10 protein-coding genes and 1 pseudogene are annotated in these 16,043 nt (G+C 49.4%); 10 read left to right on the top strand and 1 reads right to left on the bottom strand.

All coding sequences use genetic code 11. The features are described 5' to 3' along the window. The first annotated feature begins 159 nt into the window (after positions 1-159). From msrA to M3194_RS18975, 10 genes are all read left to right on the top strand, one after another. Positions 160-1,281 (top strand): peptide-methionine (S)-S-oxide reductase MsrA, encoded by a 1,122-nt coding sequence (gene msrA, locus M3194_RS19020; protein WP_251655645.1) that lies wholly within the window; start codon positions 160-162, stop codon positions 1,279-1,281. Between the two features lie 28 nt (positions 1,282-1,309). Beyond that, positions 1,310-1,765 carry a DinB family protein gene (locus M3194_RS19015; RefSeq protein WP_251655644.1) on the top strand — a complete coding sequence of 152 codons (456 nt, stop codon included), beginning with the start codon at positions 1,310-1,312 and terminating at the stop codon, positions 1,763-1,765. A gap of 191 nt (positions 1,766-1,956) precedes the next feature. Beyond that, the gene (gene ppsA, locus M3194_RS19010) at positions 1,957-4,551 is read left to right on the top strand and encodes a phosphoenolpyruvate synthase (RefSeq protein WP_251655643.1); all 2,595 of its coding nucleotides are present in this window, start codon (positions 1,957-1,959) and stop codon (positions 4,549-4,551) included. Between the two features lie 22 nt (positions 4,552-4,573). Beyond that, positions 4,574-5,353: an SDR family oxidoreductase gene (locus tag M3194_RS19005; protein WP_251655642.1), complete on the top strand. Its 780-nt coding sequence runs from the start codon at positions 4,574-4,576 to the stop codon at positions 5,351-5,353. A gap of 203 nt (positions 5,354-5,556) precedes the next feature. Further along, positions 5,557-6,480, top strand: coding sequence for an ArsR/SmtB family transcription factor (locus M3194_RS19000; RefSeq protein ID WP_251655641.1), 924 nt, complete (start codon positions 5,557-5,559; stop codon positions 6,478-6,480). A gap of 282 nt (positions 6,481-6,762) precedes the next feature. Then, the gene (locus M3194_RS18995) at positions 6,763-8,169 is read left to right on the top strand and encodes an ABC transporter substrate-binding protein (RefSeq protein WP_251655640.1); all 1,407 of its coding nucleotides are present in this window, start codon (positions 6,763-6,765) and stop codon (positions 8,167-8,169) included. An 87-nt stretch (positions 8,170-8,256) separates the two neighbouring features. Continuing rightward, a complete protein-coding gene (locus M3194_RS18990; protein ID WP_251655639.1) occupies positions 8,257-9,150 on the top strand; it encodes a carbohydrate ABC transporter permease in 894 nt (297 codons plus the stop codon). A gap of 14 nt (positions 9,151-9,164) precedes the next feature. Then, complete coding sequence (locus M3194_RS18985; RefSeq protein ID WP_251655638.1) at positions 9,165-10,004, top strand: carbohydrate ABC transporter permease; 840 nt, start codon at positions 9,165-9,167, stop codon at positions 10,002-10,004. A 19-nt stretch (positions 10,005-10,023) separates the two neighbouring features. Next, the gene (locus M3194_RS18980; protein WP_251655637.1) at positions 10,024-12,447 is read left to right on the top strand and encodes a glycoside hydrolase family 43 protein; all 2,424 of its coding nucleotides are present in this window, start codon (positions 10,024-10,026) and stop codon (positions 12,445-12,447) included. 58 nt (positions 12,448-12,505) lie between these two features. Next, positions 12,506-14,263 (top strand): glycoside hydrolase family 2 protein, encoded by a 1,758-nt coding sequence (locus M3194_RS18975; RefSeq protein WP_251655636.1) that lies wholly within the window; start codon positions 12,506-12,508, stop codon positions 14,261-14,263. A 91-nt stretch (positions 14,264-14,354) separates the two neighbouring features. Here the strand turns inward: M3194_RS18975 and M3194_RS18970 are convergent. Beyond that, a pseudogene (locus tag M3194_RS18970) lies at positions 14,355-15,913 on the bottom strand (IS1182 family transposase). Positions 15,914-16,043: the final 130 nt, after the last annotated feature.

The raw sequence follows: 16,043 nt of genomic DNA, 5'->3' as shown, positions 1-16,043 counted from the left end.
ACACGAGGCATTACTTTTAGCATAGAGCATGAAATTTTTCATGCTCAAGTGTCAAAAGTGATGCCTTTTCTTATGCAAATGCATGACTTTCCACAGATCTCTATTCGTTTGCGTCTTGATAGAATTTGATTACAACTTGAAGAGGAGGTGTGCTAGGAGATGAAATTAAAAAAATTTTTAATCCCCATTGCCGTACTCGGTGTTGTCGTCTATTTCTGGAACGGTTCCTTTAATAAAGCAACGGCAACGGAATCCCAAGCACAGGATATTCAGAATACGATTGATGAATACTCGCCTTCCGAGACCGCCATTTTTTCCGGGGGCTGCTTCTGGGATATGGAAGAGATCTTCGAAAAGGTGGACGGTGTCTCGAGTGTTATTTCCGGCTACACGGGCGGGAAAACGGTAAATCCGACTTACTATGAAGTGGGTTCCGGAAAGACGGGACATCTTGAATCGATCGAGGTTCACTACAATCCAAACGCCATTTCGTACGAGGAGCTGCTTCAGGTGTTCTGGAGAAGCGTTGATCCTACGGATGACAAAGGTCAATTCGGGGATCGCGGCAGTCAATACCAGTCCGCCATCTACTATAAGAATAACGAACAGAAGCTGGCAGCCGAAGCATCCGAAAAGGAATTGGAAGCCTCCAAACGTTTCGATAAACCGATCGTAACGACAATCACCGCCGCTACAACCTTCTACAAAGCGGAAGCAGAACATCAGGATTATTTCGAAAAACATCAGTTCGGCAACACGATGAGCGGGCTGTTCTCCCCGCGTGATTCGATCCTGAACAGCATTTGGGGCGATGACCGCGAAGTGAAGATTAGCGCAAAGCAATCCTATGCGACAGACTTTAACAAAGAAGAAACGCTGAAGACGCTGACGGAGCTCCAATATAACGTTACGCAAAACGGGCAGGACGAGATGCCGTTTCATAACCCCTACTGGGATTACTTTGAAGACGGTATTTACGTAGACGTCGTATCGGGCGAGCCGCTTTTCAGCTCAACAGATAAATTCGATCCAAATACAGGCTGGCCAAGCTTTACCAAACCATTGGACTCTAACTACATTGTTTTGAAAGAAAGCGAAGGATTATTTGCCGAGGTTGTTGTGAAAAGCCGTGCTGCCGATTCCTTCCTGGGGCATGTGTACAAAGACGGGCCAGAGCCAACGGGACTGCGATTCTGCATCAACTCGGCGGCAATGGAATTTATTCCGAAAGCCGATCTTGAGAAAAGGGGTTACGGAGAGTACGCATCACTATTTAACTAATTGGCAACATTAAAAGGAGCGAATATAAATGAGAGCAGACTATGTATTTCATGTATTCAACAAACACCTTGATCAATTGATCGCCGTATTGGAGCAATGCCCGCCGGACAAACGGGACGTGATTCCGCACGGATTCAAAAACCATATTCACTGGCATCTGGGGCATGTAATTGCGGTAACGCAATTTCACGTGTACGGTCTTTCCGGGGAAGCTCCAATCTTTCCGGAAATTTACGATACCCTCTTCGCTTACGGTACCAAACCTGGGGACTGGGAAGAAGCGCCGCCTCAATGGGATGTGCTGATCGCTCAGTTGGAAGATCTGAGAAGAGCGATTCATGAGACGTTCGAGAATCGTCTTGATGAGCCCGTTGCCGAGAACTTCCTGAAAGCCGAAAATATCGGCGAGCTTATTTATGCGACATCCCTGCATTTGTTCTATCACCAAGGCGCTGTTTATGGCATCAATAACGCGTTGAAATAAACGAAAAAAGAACCTGATCAATGATCAGGTTCTTTTGTTATTGCATATAAACAGACACGATGATACAATCGATTTACGACTGACATACATCTTATAGACATAAGTATTTCATCTTACAATTAAAGTGTATCATGCGGATTGATCTCTTGTCAAATGATTTTTCTCAATATAATGGCGAGGAGAGATGTTGAATGAAGCCCTTGGTTCTCGGTTTTCGGGAGTTGGAGAAAACGCAGCTTTGGCTCGTTGGCGGAAAAGGATTAAACTTAGGGGAATTATCTAAAATCGAAGGCATAAACGTACCCGATGGATTTTGCGTGACTACGGCGGGGTACCAAAAAGCAATCGAACAAAACGGGTCGTATCGCAAATGGCTGGCTGAATTATCCGTTCTGAAAGCAGAAGACAGGGATCAAATCGGCGAAATCAGCAGAAAGATTCGGCAGCTCATTATGGAAGCGGAGATTCCGCCCGATGTTGCGAGTGCCGTTACTCGTTATCTCTCCCGATATGGCGAGGAGCATGCTTATGCCGTGCGTTCCAGCGCGACTGCCGAGGATTTGCCGAATGCCTCATTTGCCGGCCAACAAGACACCTATCTGAATATCATCGGCAAGGAAGCAATCTTGCAGCATATTAGCAAATGCTGGGCGTCCCTGTTTGCGGATCGCGCGGTCATCTACCGCATGCAAAACGGATTTGACCACAATCAAGTCTATCTGTCCGTAGTCGTTCAAAGGATGGTGTTCCCGCAGGCTTCAGGAATTATGTTTACCGCGGATCCGATTACCGGAAGCCGAAAACTGCTATCCATCGATGCGGGCTTTGGCCTTGGAGAAGCACTGGTATCCGGTCTGGCATCTGCCGATAGCTATAAAGTCAGCGACGGGGAAATCGTCGAGAAGAGAATCGCCGCCAAGAAATTGGCTATCTACGGAAGGAAAGAAGGCGGGACAGAGACCAGGCAGATCGATCCAGATCAAGAGCAGGCTCAAACCCTTACTGAGCGGCAAATTTTACGACTGGCACGTATCGGAAGACAAATCGAAGCCCATTTTGGTTACCCGCAAGATATCGAATGGTGTTTGGTTGACGATGCTTTTTACATTGTCCAGAGTCGGCCGATCACTACGTTATACCCGATCCCCGAAACCAGTGATCAAGGCAATCACGTTTATGTATCCGTCGGTCATCAACAAATGATGACAGATCCCATCAAACCGTTGGGATTGTCATTTTACCTGCTAATTACTCCAGCACCTATGCGTAAAGCCGGCGGGAGGTTGTTTGTTGATATTGCCCCTAGGCTGGCTACGCCTGAAGGCCGGGAAATTTTATTAAATAACCTTGGATCCGATCCGCTCATAAAAGGCGCGCTCATGACCATCATCGAGCGGGATTATATTGAATTGGCACCTCCTGCTCAAGCAGCGCCAAATGCCGGCAGAAGCCATACAGCTATGCCTTCACCATTCGAGAACGATCCGGCAATCGTGTCAGATTTGATAAAGCGCAGTCAGGCATCAATAGAGGAGTTAAAGCAAAACATCCAAGCGAAATCGGGATTGGAATTATTGGATTTTATTCTGGAGGATATCCAGCAATTAAAGAAGATCTTATTTGACCCGCAAAGCTCGGCTGTGTTTATGGCTGCAATAAATGCTACGGCCTGGATCAATGAAAACATGAACGAGTGGTTAGGCGAAAAGAACGCGGCAGATACGCTTTCTCAATCGGTGCCGAACAATATTACTTCGGAAATGGGGCTGGCTCTATTGGATGTCGCGGATGCGATTCGTCCATATCCGGATGTGATTGATTTTTTGCAGCATGCAAAAGAAGATAACTTTCTGGACGAACTGGTGAAGTTCGATGGAGGAAAGGAAGCCCAGAACGCGATTTATGATTATCTTGGCAAATACGGAATGCGCTGTGTCGGAGAAATCGATATTACAAAAACCCGTTGGAGCGAAAAACCAATTATGCTTGTCCCCCTGATTCTTGGCAACATCAAGAACCTTGAGCCTAATGCCGGCAAGCGAAAGTTTGAGCAAGGGCGTCGGGAAGCTTTGGATAAGGAACAAGAGTTAATAGATCGATTGAAGCAATTGCCGGATGGTGAACAAAAGGCCGCAGAAACCAAAGAAAAGATCGATATCATCCGGAATTTCATCGGGTACCGGGAATATCCCAAATACGGCATGGTGAGCCGCTATTTCGTCTATAAGCAAGCTTTGCTGAAGGAAGCCGAGCGACTCGTGCAAGAGAGCGTTATTCATGACAAAGAGGATATTTACTATCTTGCTTTCGAAGAGCTTCACGACGCTGTGCGCACACATCAACTGGATAACCAGATCGTCAGCAAACGAAAAGAAGAGTACCAACGATATGAAAAACTAACTCCGCCGCGCGTTATTACGTCTGACGGCGAAATCATAAGCGGTCAATACAAGCGAGACAATCTTCCGGCTGAGGCTATTGCAGGCCTGCCTGTTTCATCGGGAGTGGTAGAGGGACGAGCGCGCGTGATTTTAAACATGGAGGATGCCGTTCTGGAGGAGGGGGATATATTAGTGACCTCCTTTACCGACCCTGGCTGGACGCCATTGTTTGTATCCATTAAGGGCTTGGTCACCGAAGTTGGCGGATTGATGACCCATGGGGCAGTTATCGCTCGCGAATACGGCTTGCCGGCAGTTGTCGGCGTGGAGAACGCAACCAAGCGGATAAAGGATGGGCAGCGAATTCGCGTCCATGGAACGGAAGGGTATATCGAATGGTTGTAGGGGAACGGGAGGAGATTCTGTAATGACCAGATTGCAAGGGAAAGTCGCCATTGTTACCGGCGTGGGTCGTTCCAATGGTATTGGAGCTGCTGTGTGCCGGACTTTTGCCGCTGAAGGCGCCAGCGTATTCTTTACGCATCTCTACGATTACGATAAAAGCCTGTATCCCAAGAATACAGAGAAAGGTTGGCCGGACCTATTCGCCGAGGAACTGCGTCAATCTGGCGTTCAGGTTGGACATATGAGCTTGGATCTAGCTTTATCGGGCTCAGGATCCCAGCTGCTGGAGGAGGCAGTGAGAGCGGTTGGTTTTCCGACCATCCTCGTTAATAACGCAACGTACAGCGTCGATGCCGATTTCCGGCAATTAACCGAGGAGCTCATTGATGCGCATTGTGCCGTGAACATTAGGGGGACGTTTATGTTATCCGCTGAATTTGCACGTTTGATAGAAAGAGAGAAAGTGACCGCAGGCGGACGTATTATTAATCTCACCTCTGGTCAGGGAAAAGGTCCGATGCCCGGGAATCTCATCTATGCCGCGACCAAAGGGGCCATCTCGGTTTTTACCGAATCGCTGGCGGCAGAGCTGGCTCCGCTATGCATAACCGTGAATGCAGTTGATCCGGGTCCAACGGACTCGGGCTGGATGTCCGAAGAAGTGAAAGAAGCGCTTCTGCCGCAATTTCCGATGGGCCGTATCGGGGTTCCCGATGATGCGGCGCGACTTATTGCTTTTCTCGCAAGCGATGATTCGCAATGGATAACGGGGGAAATTATTCATTCCAGGGGCGGTTTCTAACGAGTCATGCAGGAAAAACAACAAAGCTTGCCATATTCATTGGCAGCTTTGTTACGGTTAAGGGGTTATTTCAAAGTTAAAAACAAAAATTCTGTAACAAAAAATAAAAATATATTTTGTTACAATTAAACTAGACAAAATAGGTAAATAGCGCTAATCTTGTTGTAAGAAACTATCAGATAAGAGGAAGAAGGGACTTTGCGGTGTTGGAATTAACGATAGACGAGCCCGATCGTCTCGTAAAGGTCGCGCATGCTCTTAGTACACATACCCGAATTGGCATCATCAAGCTGCTGCTTGCCAAGCCTAACCTGAACATAATTGAAATCGCGGAGGCGCTCGATATTCCGGTCTCTACAGCGGCAACCAATGTGAAGGTGCTCGAGGAGGCAGAGCTTATACTGACCGAGCTTCAGCCGGCTTCCCGCGGGGCGATGAAGGTGTGCAGCCGTAATTTCGATGACGTGCGCATGATACTTAATCCGATTGCCTACTATCAGAATACGAGCAAAGCGGTCGAGGTCGAGATGCCGATTGGCCATTTCATCAACTTTGATATCATTCCGACCTGCGGAATGGCGAATACGACAGGCATGCTGTTTGCCGAAGACGAGGCGGACAACTTCTATCATCCGGACAGCCGGACGGCGGAGATTATCTGGTTCCGCAAGGGCTGGATCGAATACCGCTTTCCCAAGAAGCTTCCTGCAGGCGCAAAGGTGAAGTCAATCGAATTCTCTCTCGAGCTATGCTCGGAAGCACCTAACTATAATAATGACTGGCCCTCCGAGATTACGGTTTGGGTTAATGATATGGAGGTTGGCTCCTGGATATCGCCGGGCGATTTCGGTGACCACCGGGGCAAGCTGAATCCGCCTTGGTGGAATGACTCCAGCACCCAGCATGGCCTGCTCAAGACATGGGCAGTGGAGGAAAGCCGCAGCACGGTTGATAATGAGAAGAGCTCCATGACAACGCTTCGGGATCTGCATCTGGATCAGAAGCCTTTTATTACCTTCCGGATCGGACTGAAGCCGGACGCGAAGCATCAGGGAGGCATAAACCTGTTCGGCAAATCCTTTGGCGATTATGCGCAGGGGATTATCATGCGTATGCAATACGAATAAAGCTCGTTCAATTGTTCCAGATGTTTTGTGAGAACAAACGCATCTGGAACTTTTTTATTGAATGATACAATTTTATTGAAAGAAAGCGTTGACATTATAATAAACCGACTGTATATTTTGTTTATAAACAAATAAGTTGTAACAAAATAAAAAATATGTCGGGATGGTTAGGCCTGTTGAAAGGAACGCTAGCGGGGGCCGATTAGACTGTACATAAGGGTCAATGCTTATTTGTTTGTGGGGAATCGTATCGTTCATTCATTATGAAGGGGGAAGTAACAAATGGCGAAATGGACTAACGGTAAGGTTTGGATGGCTGCCATGCTCTGTCTCATCATCGTGCTTGCAGGCTGCAGCTCGAGCAACGGTGGCAGCAAGGAAAGCTCGAATAACGGTAAGAACAACAGTAACGCGGCAGCGCAGGAGTCGACGAATGCAGGAGCGGCAGAAGGAACGGATTCCGGTGCCGACGCGAAGTCCAGCATTGAATTTATGGGCTGGGGCGGAGACACGGAAAAGGCTGTATTCCAGAAGCTGATCGATGCTTATATGAAGAAATACCCGAACAAAAAGGTGAAGTACACGGTTGTGCCTCCAGGCGAGTACTATCAAAAGCTTGATACGTTGATCGCAGCGAAGAAAACGCCGGATGTATTCTACGCAGGCGGGGCGAACTTCAACAAGCTCGTAAGCAGCGGTGTTCTGAAGAACCTGCAGCCGATGCTCGATTCGAGCAGCCTCGTTGATCAATCCAACGTATGGCCGGCAGCGCTGGACCGTTACCGTTATGACGGGACTGCATCGGGTCAAGGCGATATTTACGGCTTGCCGAAGGACGTTGGTCCATGGGCGCTTGCTTACAACAAAGATTTGTTCGATAAAGCCGGTCTTCCTTATCCTAGCGCCAAAGCAGGCGAATACACTTGGGATGATATGCTTGCTGATGCCAAGAAGCTGACCGTGACGAACGAGCGCGGTAAAATCGATACCTTTGGCGTTGCCGGTTATTCTACGGAATCTGCCGTATGGGCGAATGGCGGAGACTGGACAGACGGCAAAGGAACAATCACAATCGACACGCCCGAATTTGCGACGGCCATGCAATTTGTTGCTGACCTTAGCCTTGTTCATAAAGTGAGTCCTTCCCCGGATGACGAGAAAGCGCAAAATGGCTATGCACGTTTCGTAGCAGGCAAAATCGCGATGTTCCCGATGGGACCATGGGATCAGCCTGGATTCTGGGATCTGCCGTTTAACTGGGATATCGCAGCATGGCCGGCTAGCCCGAACACGGGCAAGACAGCAACATGGCTCGGATCGCTTGGTTTTGTCGTATCGGACAAAACGGAGTTCCCTGATGACGCCTTCCGCCTTGCCGCTTACCTCAGCCTTGATCAAGACTCGCAAAAACAAAACTATGAGCTTGGCCAAGCGGTTCCAAACCTGATGGATATGGCAAAAGGCGAGTTCCTGCAAATGGATAAAAAACCGGAGACCCGCCAAGTATTCCTTGATATTATTTCCGACTATGGCCGTCCGCCAATTGAGAACACCTCGAAGAACACGAAATGGCTCGATACGTTCTGGCAGGATGCGAGCGTTGTCTGGAACGGCAAGCAAAGCGCAGCCGACTTTGTGAAGGCTGAGCAGCCGAAGCTTCAAAAACTGTTCGACGAAAGCAATAAGTAAAGCAGGTTGAACTTGCTGGAGTGCCGGGGGCGAAGATGATAAGACATCGTCTTTGCCCCTCTCACCTTCGGCCAGGGAGGATTAATAATGAAGAAAACAATAACCGGATACCGTCGCAAGGAAATGATCTGGTCCCTCATATTTGTAATGCCGCCCGTGCTCGGGTTCCTGATCTTTGGGCTGGCGCCGCTGCTCACCTCGTTTGGCCTCAGCTTTATGTCCTGGGATATGCTGACGCCTTCGGAGTTTGTCGGAGCTGACAATTTCAACTATATGTTCCATGACGAGAAGTTCTATAAGTCGCTGTACAACACATTTTTCCTGCTTCTAGGCATCCCGGTTGGCATGGTCGTCTCAATGATTCTTGCCATCATGATGAACCGCAAGCTTGCCGGAATCTCGCTTTTCCGGACCATTTATTATATCCCTGTCATTTCTCCGATTATTGCCGTTTCTCTCTTGTGGCAGTGGATGCTGAATTATGACTACGGCCTGGTTAACGAGTTCATTTGGAAGATCTTCGGCACGCAGGGCCCTAACTGGCTGGGTGATCCGAATTGGGTAAAACCATCCTTCATTATTATGGGATTATGGGGCGGCGTAGGCGGTACGATGGTACTGTATCTGGCCGGTCTCCAGGGGATTTCTTCAACCTATTATGAAGCAGCAGAAGTTGACGGGGCTACCCGTTGGCATCAATTCAAGCATATTACGCTTCCGCTTTTGTCGCCGATTCATTTCTATGTCGTTGTTATGGGCATTATCGGAACCTTCCAGTCCTTCAGCCAGATGTACATACTTGCAGCGGATGGCGGTCCGGAATACAGCGGCGCGACAATTGTGTATTACATTTTCCAAGAGGCGTTCAAATATTTCAACATGGGTTACGCAAGCTCGGTTGCCTGGGTGCTTGGCATCCTTATATTTATCATTACTTTGGTACAATTCCGCTTGTCCAAGCGGTGGGTGTATCAGGATTAGGAGGCCCCTACGCAATGGCCAATCAACGCCGTCTTATAGATACGATTATTTTCGCGCTGCTGCTTGCGGGATCCGTTATTATGCTGGGCCCGCTTGCATGGACAGTATCGACCTCGCTTAAAACGCAGCAGCATGTGTTTGATGTTCCGCCGCAATGGATTCCCAATCCGTCGACCTGGCTCAACTATAAAGATGTCTGGTCGAAGGCGCCATTATTATACGGATTTATGAACAGTGCCATCGTCGTTGTATGCGTACTGACTGTCGGCCTGTTTGTGGCTGCAATGGCAGCCTACGCGTTCTCCAAGTTCGAATTTCCGTTCAAGGAATGGATCTTTATGGCGCTGCTTGGCACGATGATGATTCCTTACTCGGTTGTCATGATTCCGCAGTATATCGGCTTCTCCGAGCTGGGCTGGGTGGATACGCTTGCCCCTCTGATTGTACCGGGCTTATTCGGGAACATCGTAACGATCTTCTTCTTCCGGCAGTTTATGCAGGGCTCCATACCTAACGATCTGATCGACGCGGCCAAAATCGACGGCTGCGGTTACTTCCGGACGTTTACAACCGTTGCGCTTCCGATTGCGAAGCCGGCGATTGCCGCACAAGCCGCGCTAGGTTTTATGGGCATCTGGAATGACTTTATGGGTCCGCTTATTTACTTGCATACGCCTGAGCGTCAAACGATTCAAGTCCTTATCGCGAGCATGCAGTCGAACTATATCTCTACCTCTAACTACCCGTCACTGATGGCGGCGTCGGTTGTTGCGCTTGTGCCGGTTGTTATCGTGTTCTTTATGGCGCAGCGTTACTTCATCGAATCGATGGCAATCAGCGGCATTAAGGGGTAATGACATGAGCGCTTCGCAAATGAAACGATCTTTGATCGGCATTGGCATCGCGGTTGTACTGGCAGCAGGGGGAGGGGGGATATGGATGATGACGCAGAAGCAGGATGAAGTTAAGGTCAGAGAGGCTCTAGCATGGGACCGAACCTATCAAAATCCGATTGTCCTGGATCAGGAATGGGAGGATTACGGGATCGGCGATCCTTATGTGCTTCGCTACAACGGCAAGTATTATTTGTACTGCAGCACGAAGGACTGGCGGGTCGGCATAAAAGCGTGGAGCTCCGACGATCTGGTGAATTGGAGCTATGAAGGTCTGGTGACGGAAGAGCCGCTGACCGAAGGCGCGTATGCGCCGGAGGTTGTCTATTGGAACGGTTCTTTCTATATGTATACGTCTCCGGCGGGCAAAGGGCATTATGTGCTGCAAAGCGACAGTCCCACGGGACCGTTCGCTGTAAAGACGGACAATCTCGGACTTACCATCGATGGCTCCGTCTTTATTGATGACGATGCCAAGTGGTATTTCACCCATGCCGAATCCGGCGGGATTATGGCCAGCAGCATGAGCGATCCTTATACGATTGATGCGGGCAATAAGCTGAATACGTCGCTTGGACATTGGACGGAAGGCTCGATGATCATTAAGCGGGGCGGCACTTATTACATGACTTATACCGGCAATCATGTCTTCTCGAAGGGTTACCGCGTGAACTACGCAGTAGCGCATGATTCTCCGACAGGCCTTTATGCGATTCCCGATAATAATCCGATTATTATGTCGACAGACAAAGATTTTAACGGTCTTGGCCATAGCGCGACCGTTCTCGGGCCAGATATGGACTCTTATTACATCGTTTATCACAATTTGGCGGGCAAGTCAGCCGAAGGGCCGCCGGTAAGGAAGCTCAATATGGACCGGCTTACGTTTAACGGAGATAAAATGTCCGTGCTTGGTCCAACGCATGGCATGCCTGCTCCGGCGCCATCGCTTCCCGCGTTTCGAGATTCGCTCGGCGATGATAGTCCTGGCAACGAGCGATGGGAGCAGGCAGACGTTGCCGGAGCAGATAAAGCTTGGGTGACAACGGTCACGACGGAAGACCGATTTACCGCGGAATATAACTTTGTCGTGGACAAAGAGCAGTCCTCGCCAGCTTCCGGCGAACTGGAGGCCATCTTCTCTTATGCCGATCCGGCAAGCTATCGAAGCGTCCGGATTCATCCGGCCAGCCGTTCGATTTCCTTGTTGAATTCGGAAGCGGGAGAAGAGCTGCAGCAAGCTTCTTTGCCCGAAGGCATGGACTTCGCCAAGCTGCATACGGTCCGGGTTGAAGCGGATCGGAACGGAACACGAGTATATTGGGACGGCCTTTTGCTCATTGATAATACGCAGCTGACCGCGAAGGCCGGACGGATCGGCTATGCCTGGAGCGGCGGACTTCATCCGGGGCTTCATTATACGGCATTCTCGAATGAGGCTGGCGGCAGCAGCGATAATCAAACGATTAAGCAGGTGCCCGGCACGATGGAAGCCGTTCATGCATCTTCGATGGCCAGTAACGACATTGTCCTTCATCAGGAAGGAACACCTGACGGAAGCTACTCGGCAGAGCTGAAGGGTGAGGACGCCGAGCTAGCTTTCCCGGTATATGTACGCGCAGACGGTGACTATGCCGTGGCCGCCATGGTAGAGGATACTTCAGCCGGCTCAACGCTTGTCGTCGAAGCTGGCGGCGCGAAGCGGACCGTGAAGCTGAAGGCTCGGAATTTCGCAACCGAGGATGATACCTCGGAATGGATGAAGGTACCGCTAGGAACGTTTCCCATGAAGAAAGGCATGCAATGGCTGACTGTCGCGAAGGGGAAAGGGAATCCGAATATCCGGTTTATCGAGACCAGCGAGGCGGCAGCTTCCGAAGGGAGGCAGGAGATTGCCTTTGACCCGGATTCTACCTTTGGAGATTGGCAGGTGGAGAGCGGTGCGATTGGACTGCTGGTAGACAGCAATAACGCCATGATCTTTGGCGGGGATACCCGGTGGACGGATATGGAGGTTGGTGTCGAAGTTACACAGACCGAAGCGGCAGAAGGCGAGGCATCGATTCTGCTGCGGACGACCAATGAATCCTCCTTCCGTGATCAGGTGACGGATTCCTTTATCGGGTATGAGCTCGCTTTGCGCAACGGCAGAATGATCTTGAGGAAGATCAGCTATGAAGTGAATCAGGAGCTGACCTCAGGTGTGCTTGAGCTTGAGAACGGCAAAGCGCATCCGATTCGGATCAAGCTGGAAGGTGCGAGCATTGAAGTATATGACGGAGACAATGACGAGCCGGTTCTGGCCTGGACGGACCGCAATGCCCTCCTTCATGGACGTGTTGGCCTTCGAGCAAGCTCGGCAGGCTGGCAGTTCAGCAATATGACGGTAAATACGAAATCATAATATTCATCTCATCCTTAAACGCAGCACATGAGGTGTAACAGAGAGCAGGGAAGCTAGCATGACAACAAAAATGTATATTAAAAACTACCCCCGTCCGCAATTTGTCCGGGAGCAATGGGTCGATCTGAACGGGGAATGGAATTTTGCCTTTGACGATGCGAACACCGGCGAGGCTCACTTGCCCGCTGCATTTACGGGCGATTTGAAGATCAACGTTCCTTTTACGTATGAAACGCAGGCAAGCGGGATCGGCGATGAAAGCCATCATCCTTATGTCTGGTACAACCGTACATTGGATATTCCGGCAGACAGGGACGGCTCTAGAGTGCTGTTGCATTTCCAGGCTGTTGATTACGCAGCAAAAGTATGGGTGAACGGCTCATACGTTGGAACTCATCAAGGCGGCTATGCGGCATTTTCCTTCGATATTACGCCTTATATCGCAATTGGAGAAGCAAACCAGCTTACCGTCAAGGTAGAAGACAGCCTGGACGCTACACAGCCAAGGGGCAAGCAGCGCTGGGTGAAGGATAACTTTGAATGCTTCTATGTGCAGACAACGGGCATCTGGCAATCGGTGTGGATGGAATTTGTAGCGCCCGTCCGCTTGGACTCCGTGAAGATTACGCCGGATATCGACAGCCGTACCGTGCGTTTTGAATACCAGGTCGAAGGTGACTACTCGGCTTCCGATATTCGCCTGGAGACGATCATCAGCCTGAAGGGACGCCAGGTCAAGCAGATGAGCCTGACGATCGACCGCCCTTGGCTGCAGCTGGATGCCGATCTTGTTCATGAAGCGAACGGACCTTGGATGCACAGCTACTGGTCGCCGCAGCATCCAAATCTGTATGATGTTGAATTTGTTTTGTACAAAGGCAATGAGAAGCTGGATCATGTCTATTCGTACTTTGGCATGCGGAAGATCTCGATTGAGAAAGGCCGGATCCTGCTCAACAATGCGCCGCTGTATCAACGGCTTATTCTGGACCAGGGCTATTGGCCGGAAAGCCATCTAACGCCTCCTTCCGAGGAAGCGCTGATCGAGGATATCGATCATATTATGGCGATGGGCTACAACGGCGTCCGCAAACATATGAAGGTGGAAGATGCGCGGTTCCTTTACTGGTGCGATGTGAAAGGTCTGCTTGTCTGGTCGGAGATGGCTGCGACCTTTGAATTTAACGACAACGCCGTTCATAAGTTCACCAATGAATGGATGGAGGTTGTCCGCCAGCAATATAATCATCCGTCCATCATTACTTGGGTGCCGTTTAACGAATCCTGGGGCGTCATGAATATTAAGAAGGACCGGAAGCAGCAGAAGTTTACCGAAGCGATCTATCATCTGACCAAAAGCTTTGATCCGTATCGCCCGGTTATTACAAATGACGGCTGGGAGCATACGGTCTCGGATATTCTGACCCTTCACGACTATGTGGAGACCGGCGAAGAGTTCGAGAAGCGCTACAGCAACAAGGATGAAATCTTAAACAATGAGCACTCGTTCAACCGCTGGAAATATGCTTTTGCGGACGGGTATGAATATCAAGGGCAGCCGGTTATCGTCAGCGAATTTGGCGGTATCGCCTTCCAGTCCGAAGAAGGCTGGGGATACGGCAATCAAGTAAGCACGGACGATGCTTTCCTGAACCGGTTCCGGAGCATCCATCAGGCTATCAAGAATAAAGATTACATCGTCGGCTACTGCTATACGCAGATTACCGACGTGCAGCAGGAAGTGAACGGACTTCTCACGGCAGACCGCAAGCCCAAAATTCCGCTCGAGAAGATCCGGGAAGTTAATCTGATGTAATTCGAAAAAAAGGGGCCGTCTCAAAAGAGGTTCGCTCGCTGAAGAAACGGCTCGCATCCGTGTAATTTCTATAAAAATAGCAGTGCAAGGGCTATCCCCGCACTGCTATTTTTGTTTTTAGATCTTTTGCTGCTTTCTTCAGCAAATTGTGGGCAAGTGAAAGCCACCCGACCTCTAGGCTGACTTTCGGCAAGCCTCGAAGCAGGAGCCGACGGAATCCTCGGTTATTCTTTATTTGCCCAAACACACTCTCCGGTTCATGCATGCGTCGAACCGATAAGGCATGTCCATCCTCGCTCTTTAGTTGCTCTCTCGCTTGCTGCTTGAGTCGAAGATATTCCATGCTGACCTTTATTTCTCGATCTCCTTGTGCCTTTGTACACCTGTCCTTTAGCGGACAGCCCTTGCAGGAAATACTGCGATAGTTGCGAGTAACGATCTCGTATCCGCTCTCGGTTAAGCTTTTGCTTTCATAGCGAAATAGCAGTTTCTGTCCTGCTGCACATGTCCACGAATCTTCATTCTCGTCATACAACCAGTTCTCGAACTTGCTTATATCTTGCTTCCATGCTTTGGTGTTTTCTTTATGATAAGTATTGTATTTTACAAGTGCTCGTTGTTCTTCAGACTCTAGGTAAGCATAATTTTCTTCGCTCCCATAACCCGCATCTGCGATGATGGTTCTCGGCAATTGACCAAGCAAAGCCTTTACTTGGTCAAGGTGCGGCTTTAGGCAACGCGTATCTGTTGGGCGTTGGTGAAGGCTGTAGCTAAGGATGAACTGATCCTCTGTTCCGATCTGCACGTTATAGCCTGGTTTCAACTGGCCATTACGCATGTGGTCTTCTTTCATGCGCATAAACGTTGCATCGGGGTCGGTTTTACTGAAACTATTGCGGCTTCCGAGTGTTTCCTGCTGATTTTCATATTTCTGCAGGCGTGGCAGAAGGTCTTTTCGCACAAGGCGCACGGTTTTCTTTAGTGGCTTGTCCTTCGGCTTTTCTGAAGCTTGCTTTCAAGCTGTTGAACAGCCTGTTCCAGCTTTTCACTCGTGATGGTTGAAGCTTCACCAAGTTCAGGGAGGTCCAAGTTACTCAGCGTTTGCTCTTCTTGTTTTTCTGCCTCTTCAATCGCGGCGAACAAGGTCTGAACTTTTTCTTGGAGCTTCAGCTTTTGTTTGACGACAGCCTTGCCCCAAACAAAGGTGTAGCGGTTTGCATTTGCTTCGATCTTCGTTCCATCCACGAAGTAATGGTCGAGCTTGACGTAGTTTTCTTCCATGAGAAACTGAAGAACAGCTGTGAAGATAGCCTCTAGTACGTCTTTCATACGTTCAGAGCGGAAGCGATTAATGGTGCGGAAGTCTGGGCGTTGTCTGGCCGCCAGCCACATAAACATGATGTTTTCGCGAACCGCTTTTGCGATCTGGCGAGACGAGTAAATGCGCTGCGTGTAAGCATAGATGATGACCTTCATAAGCATTTTAGGATGATAGCTGTCCCGGCCACCTCCGGGATAAGCTTTTGTGAAGAGATTCATTTCTAAACGGTTGACTGCGTCGTTGATGACGCGAACGAGATGATTTTCGGGATTATCTTCTTGCAAGTCCATTGGCAAGGACAGCTGATCCATGGTATATTCTTTGTACATAAAGAAGCCTCTCTTTACTTAGAATGGTTGGGTGGTACCTCCATTTTAACAAGGGTTGGCTTCTTTTTGTTTGAGCATTTCATGAACAGGTTAAAGGCAAGCGGAGCGTTTAAATGATTCTGGAAAAGCT

It is taken from the genome of Paenibacillus glycanilyticus (genome assembly GCF_023715145.1).
Taxonomy (GTDB): Bacteria; Bacillota; Bacilli; order Paenibacillales; family Paenibacillaceae; genus Pristimantibacillus; species Pristimantibacillus glycanilyticus_A.
This window is presented reverse-complemented; position numbering and strand designations above follow the sequence as displayed.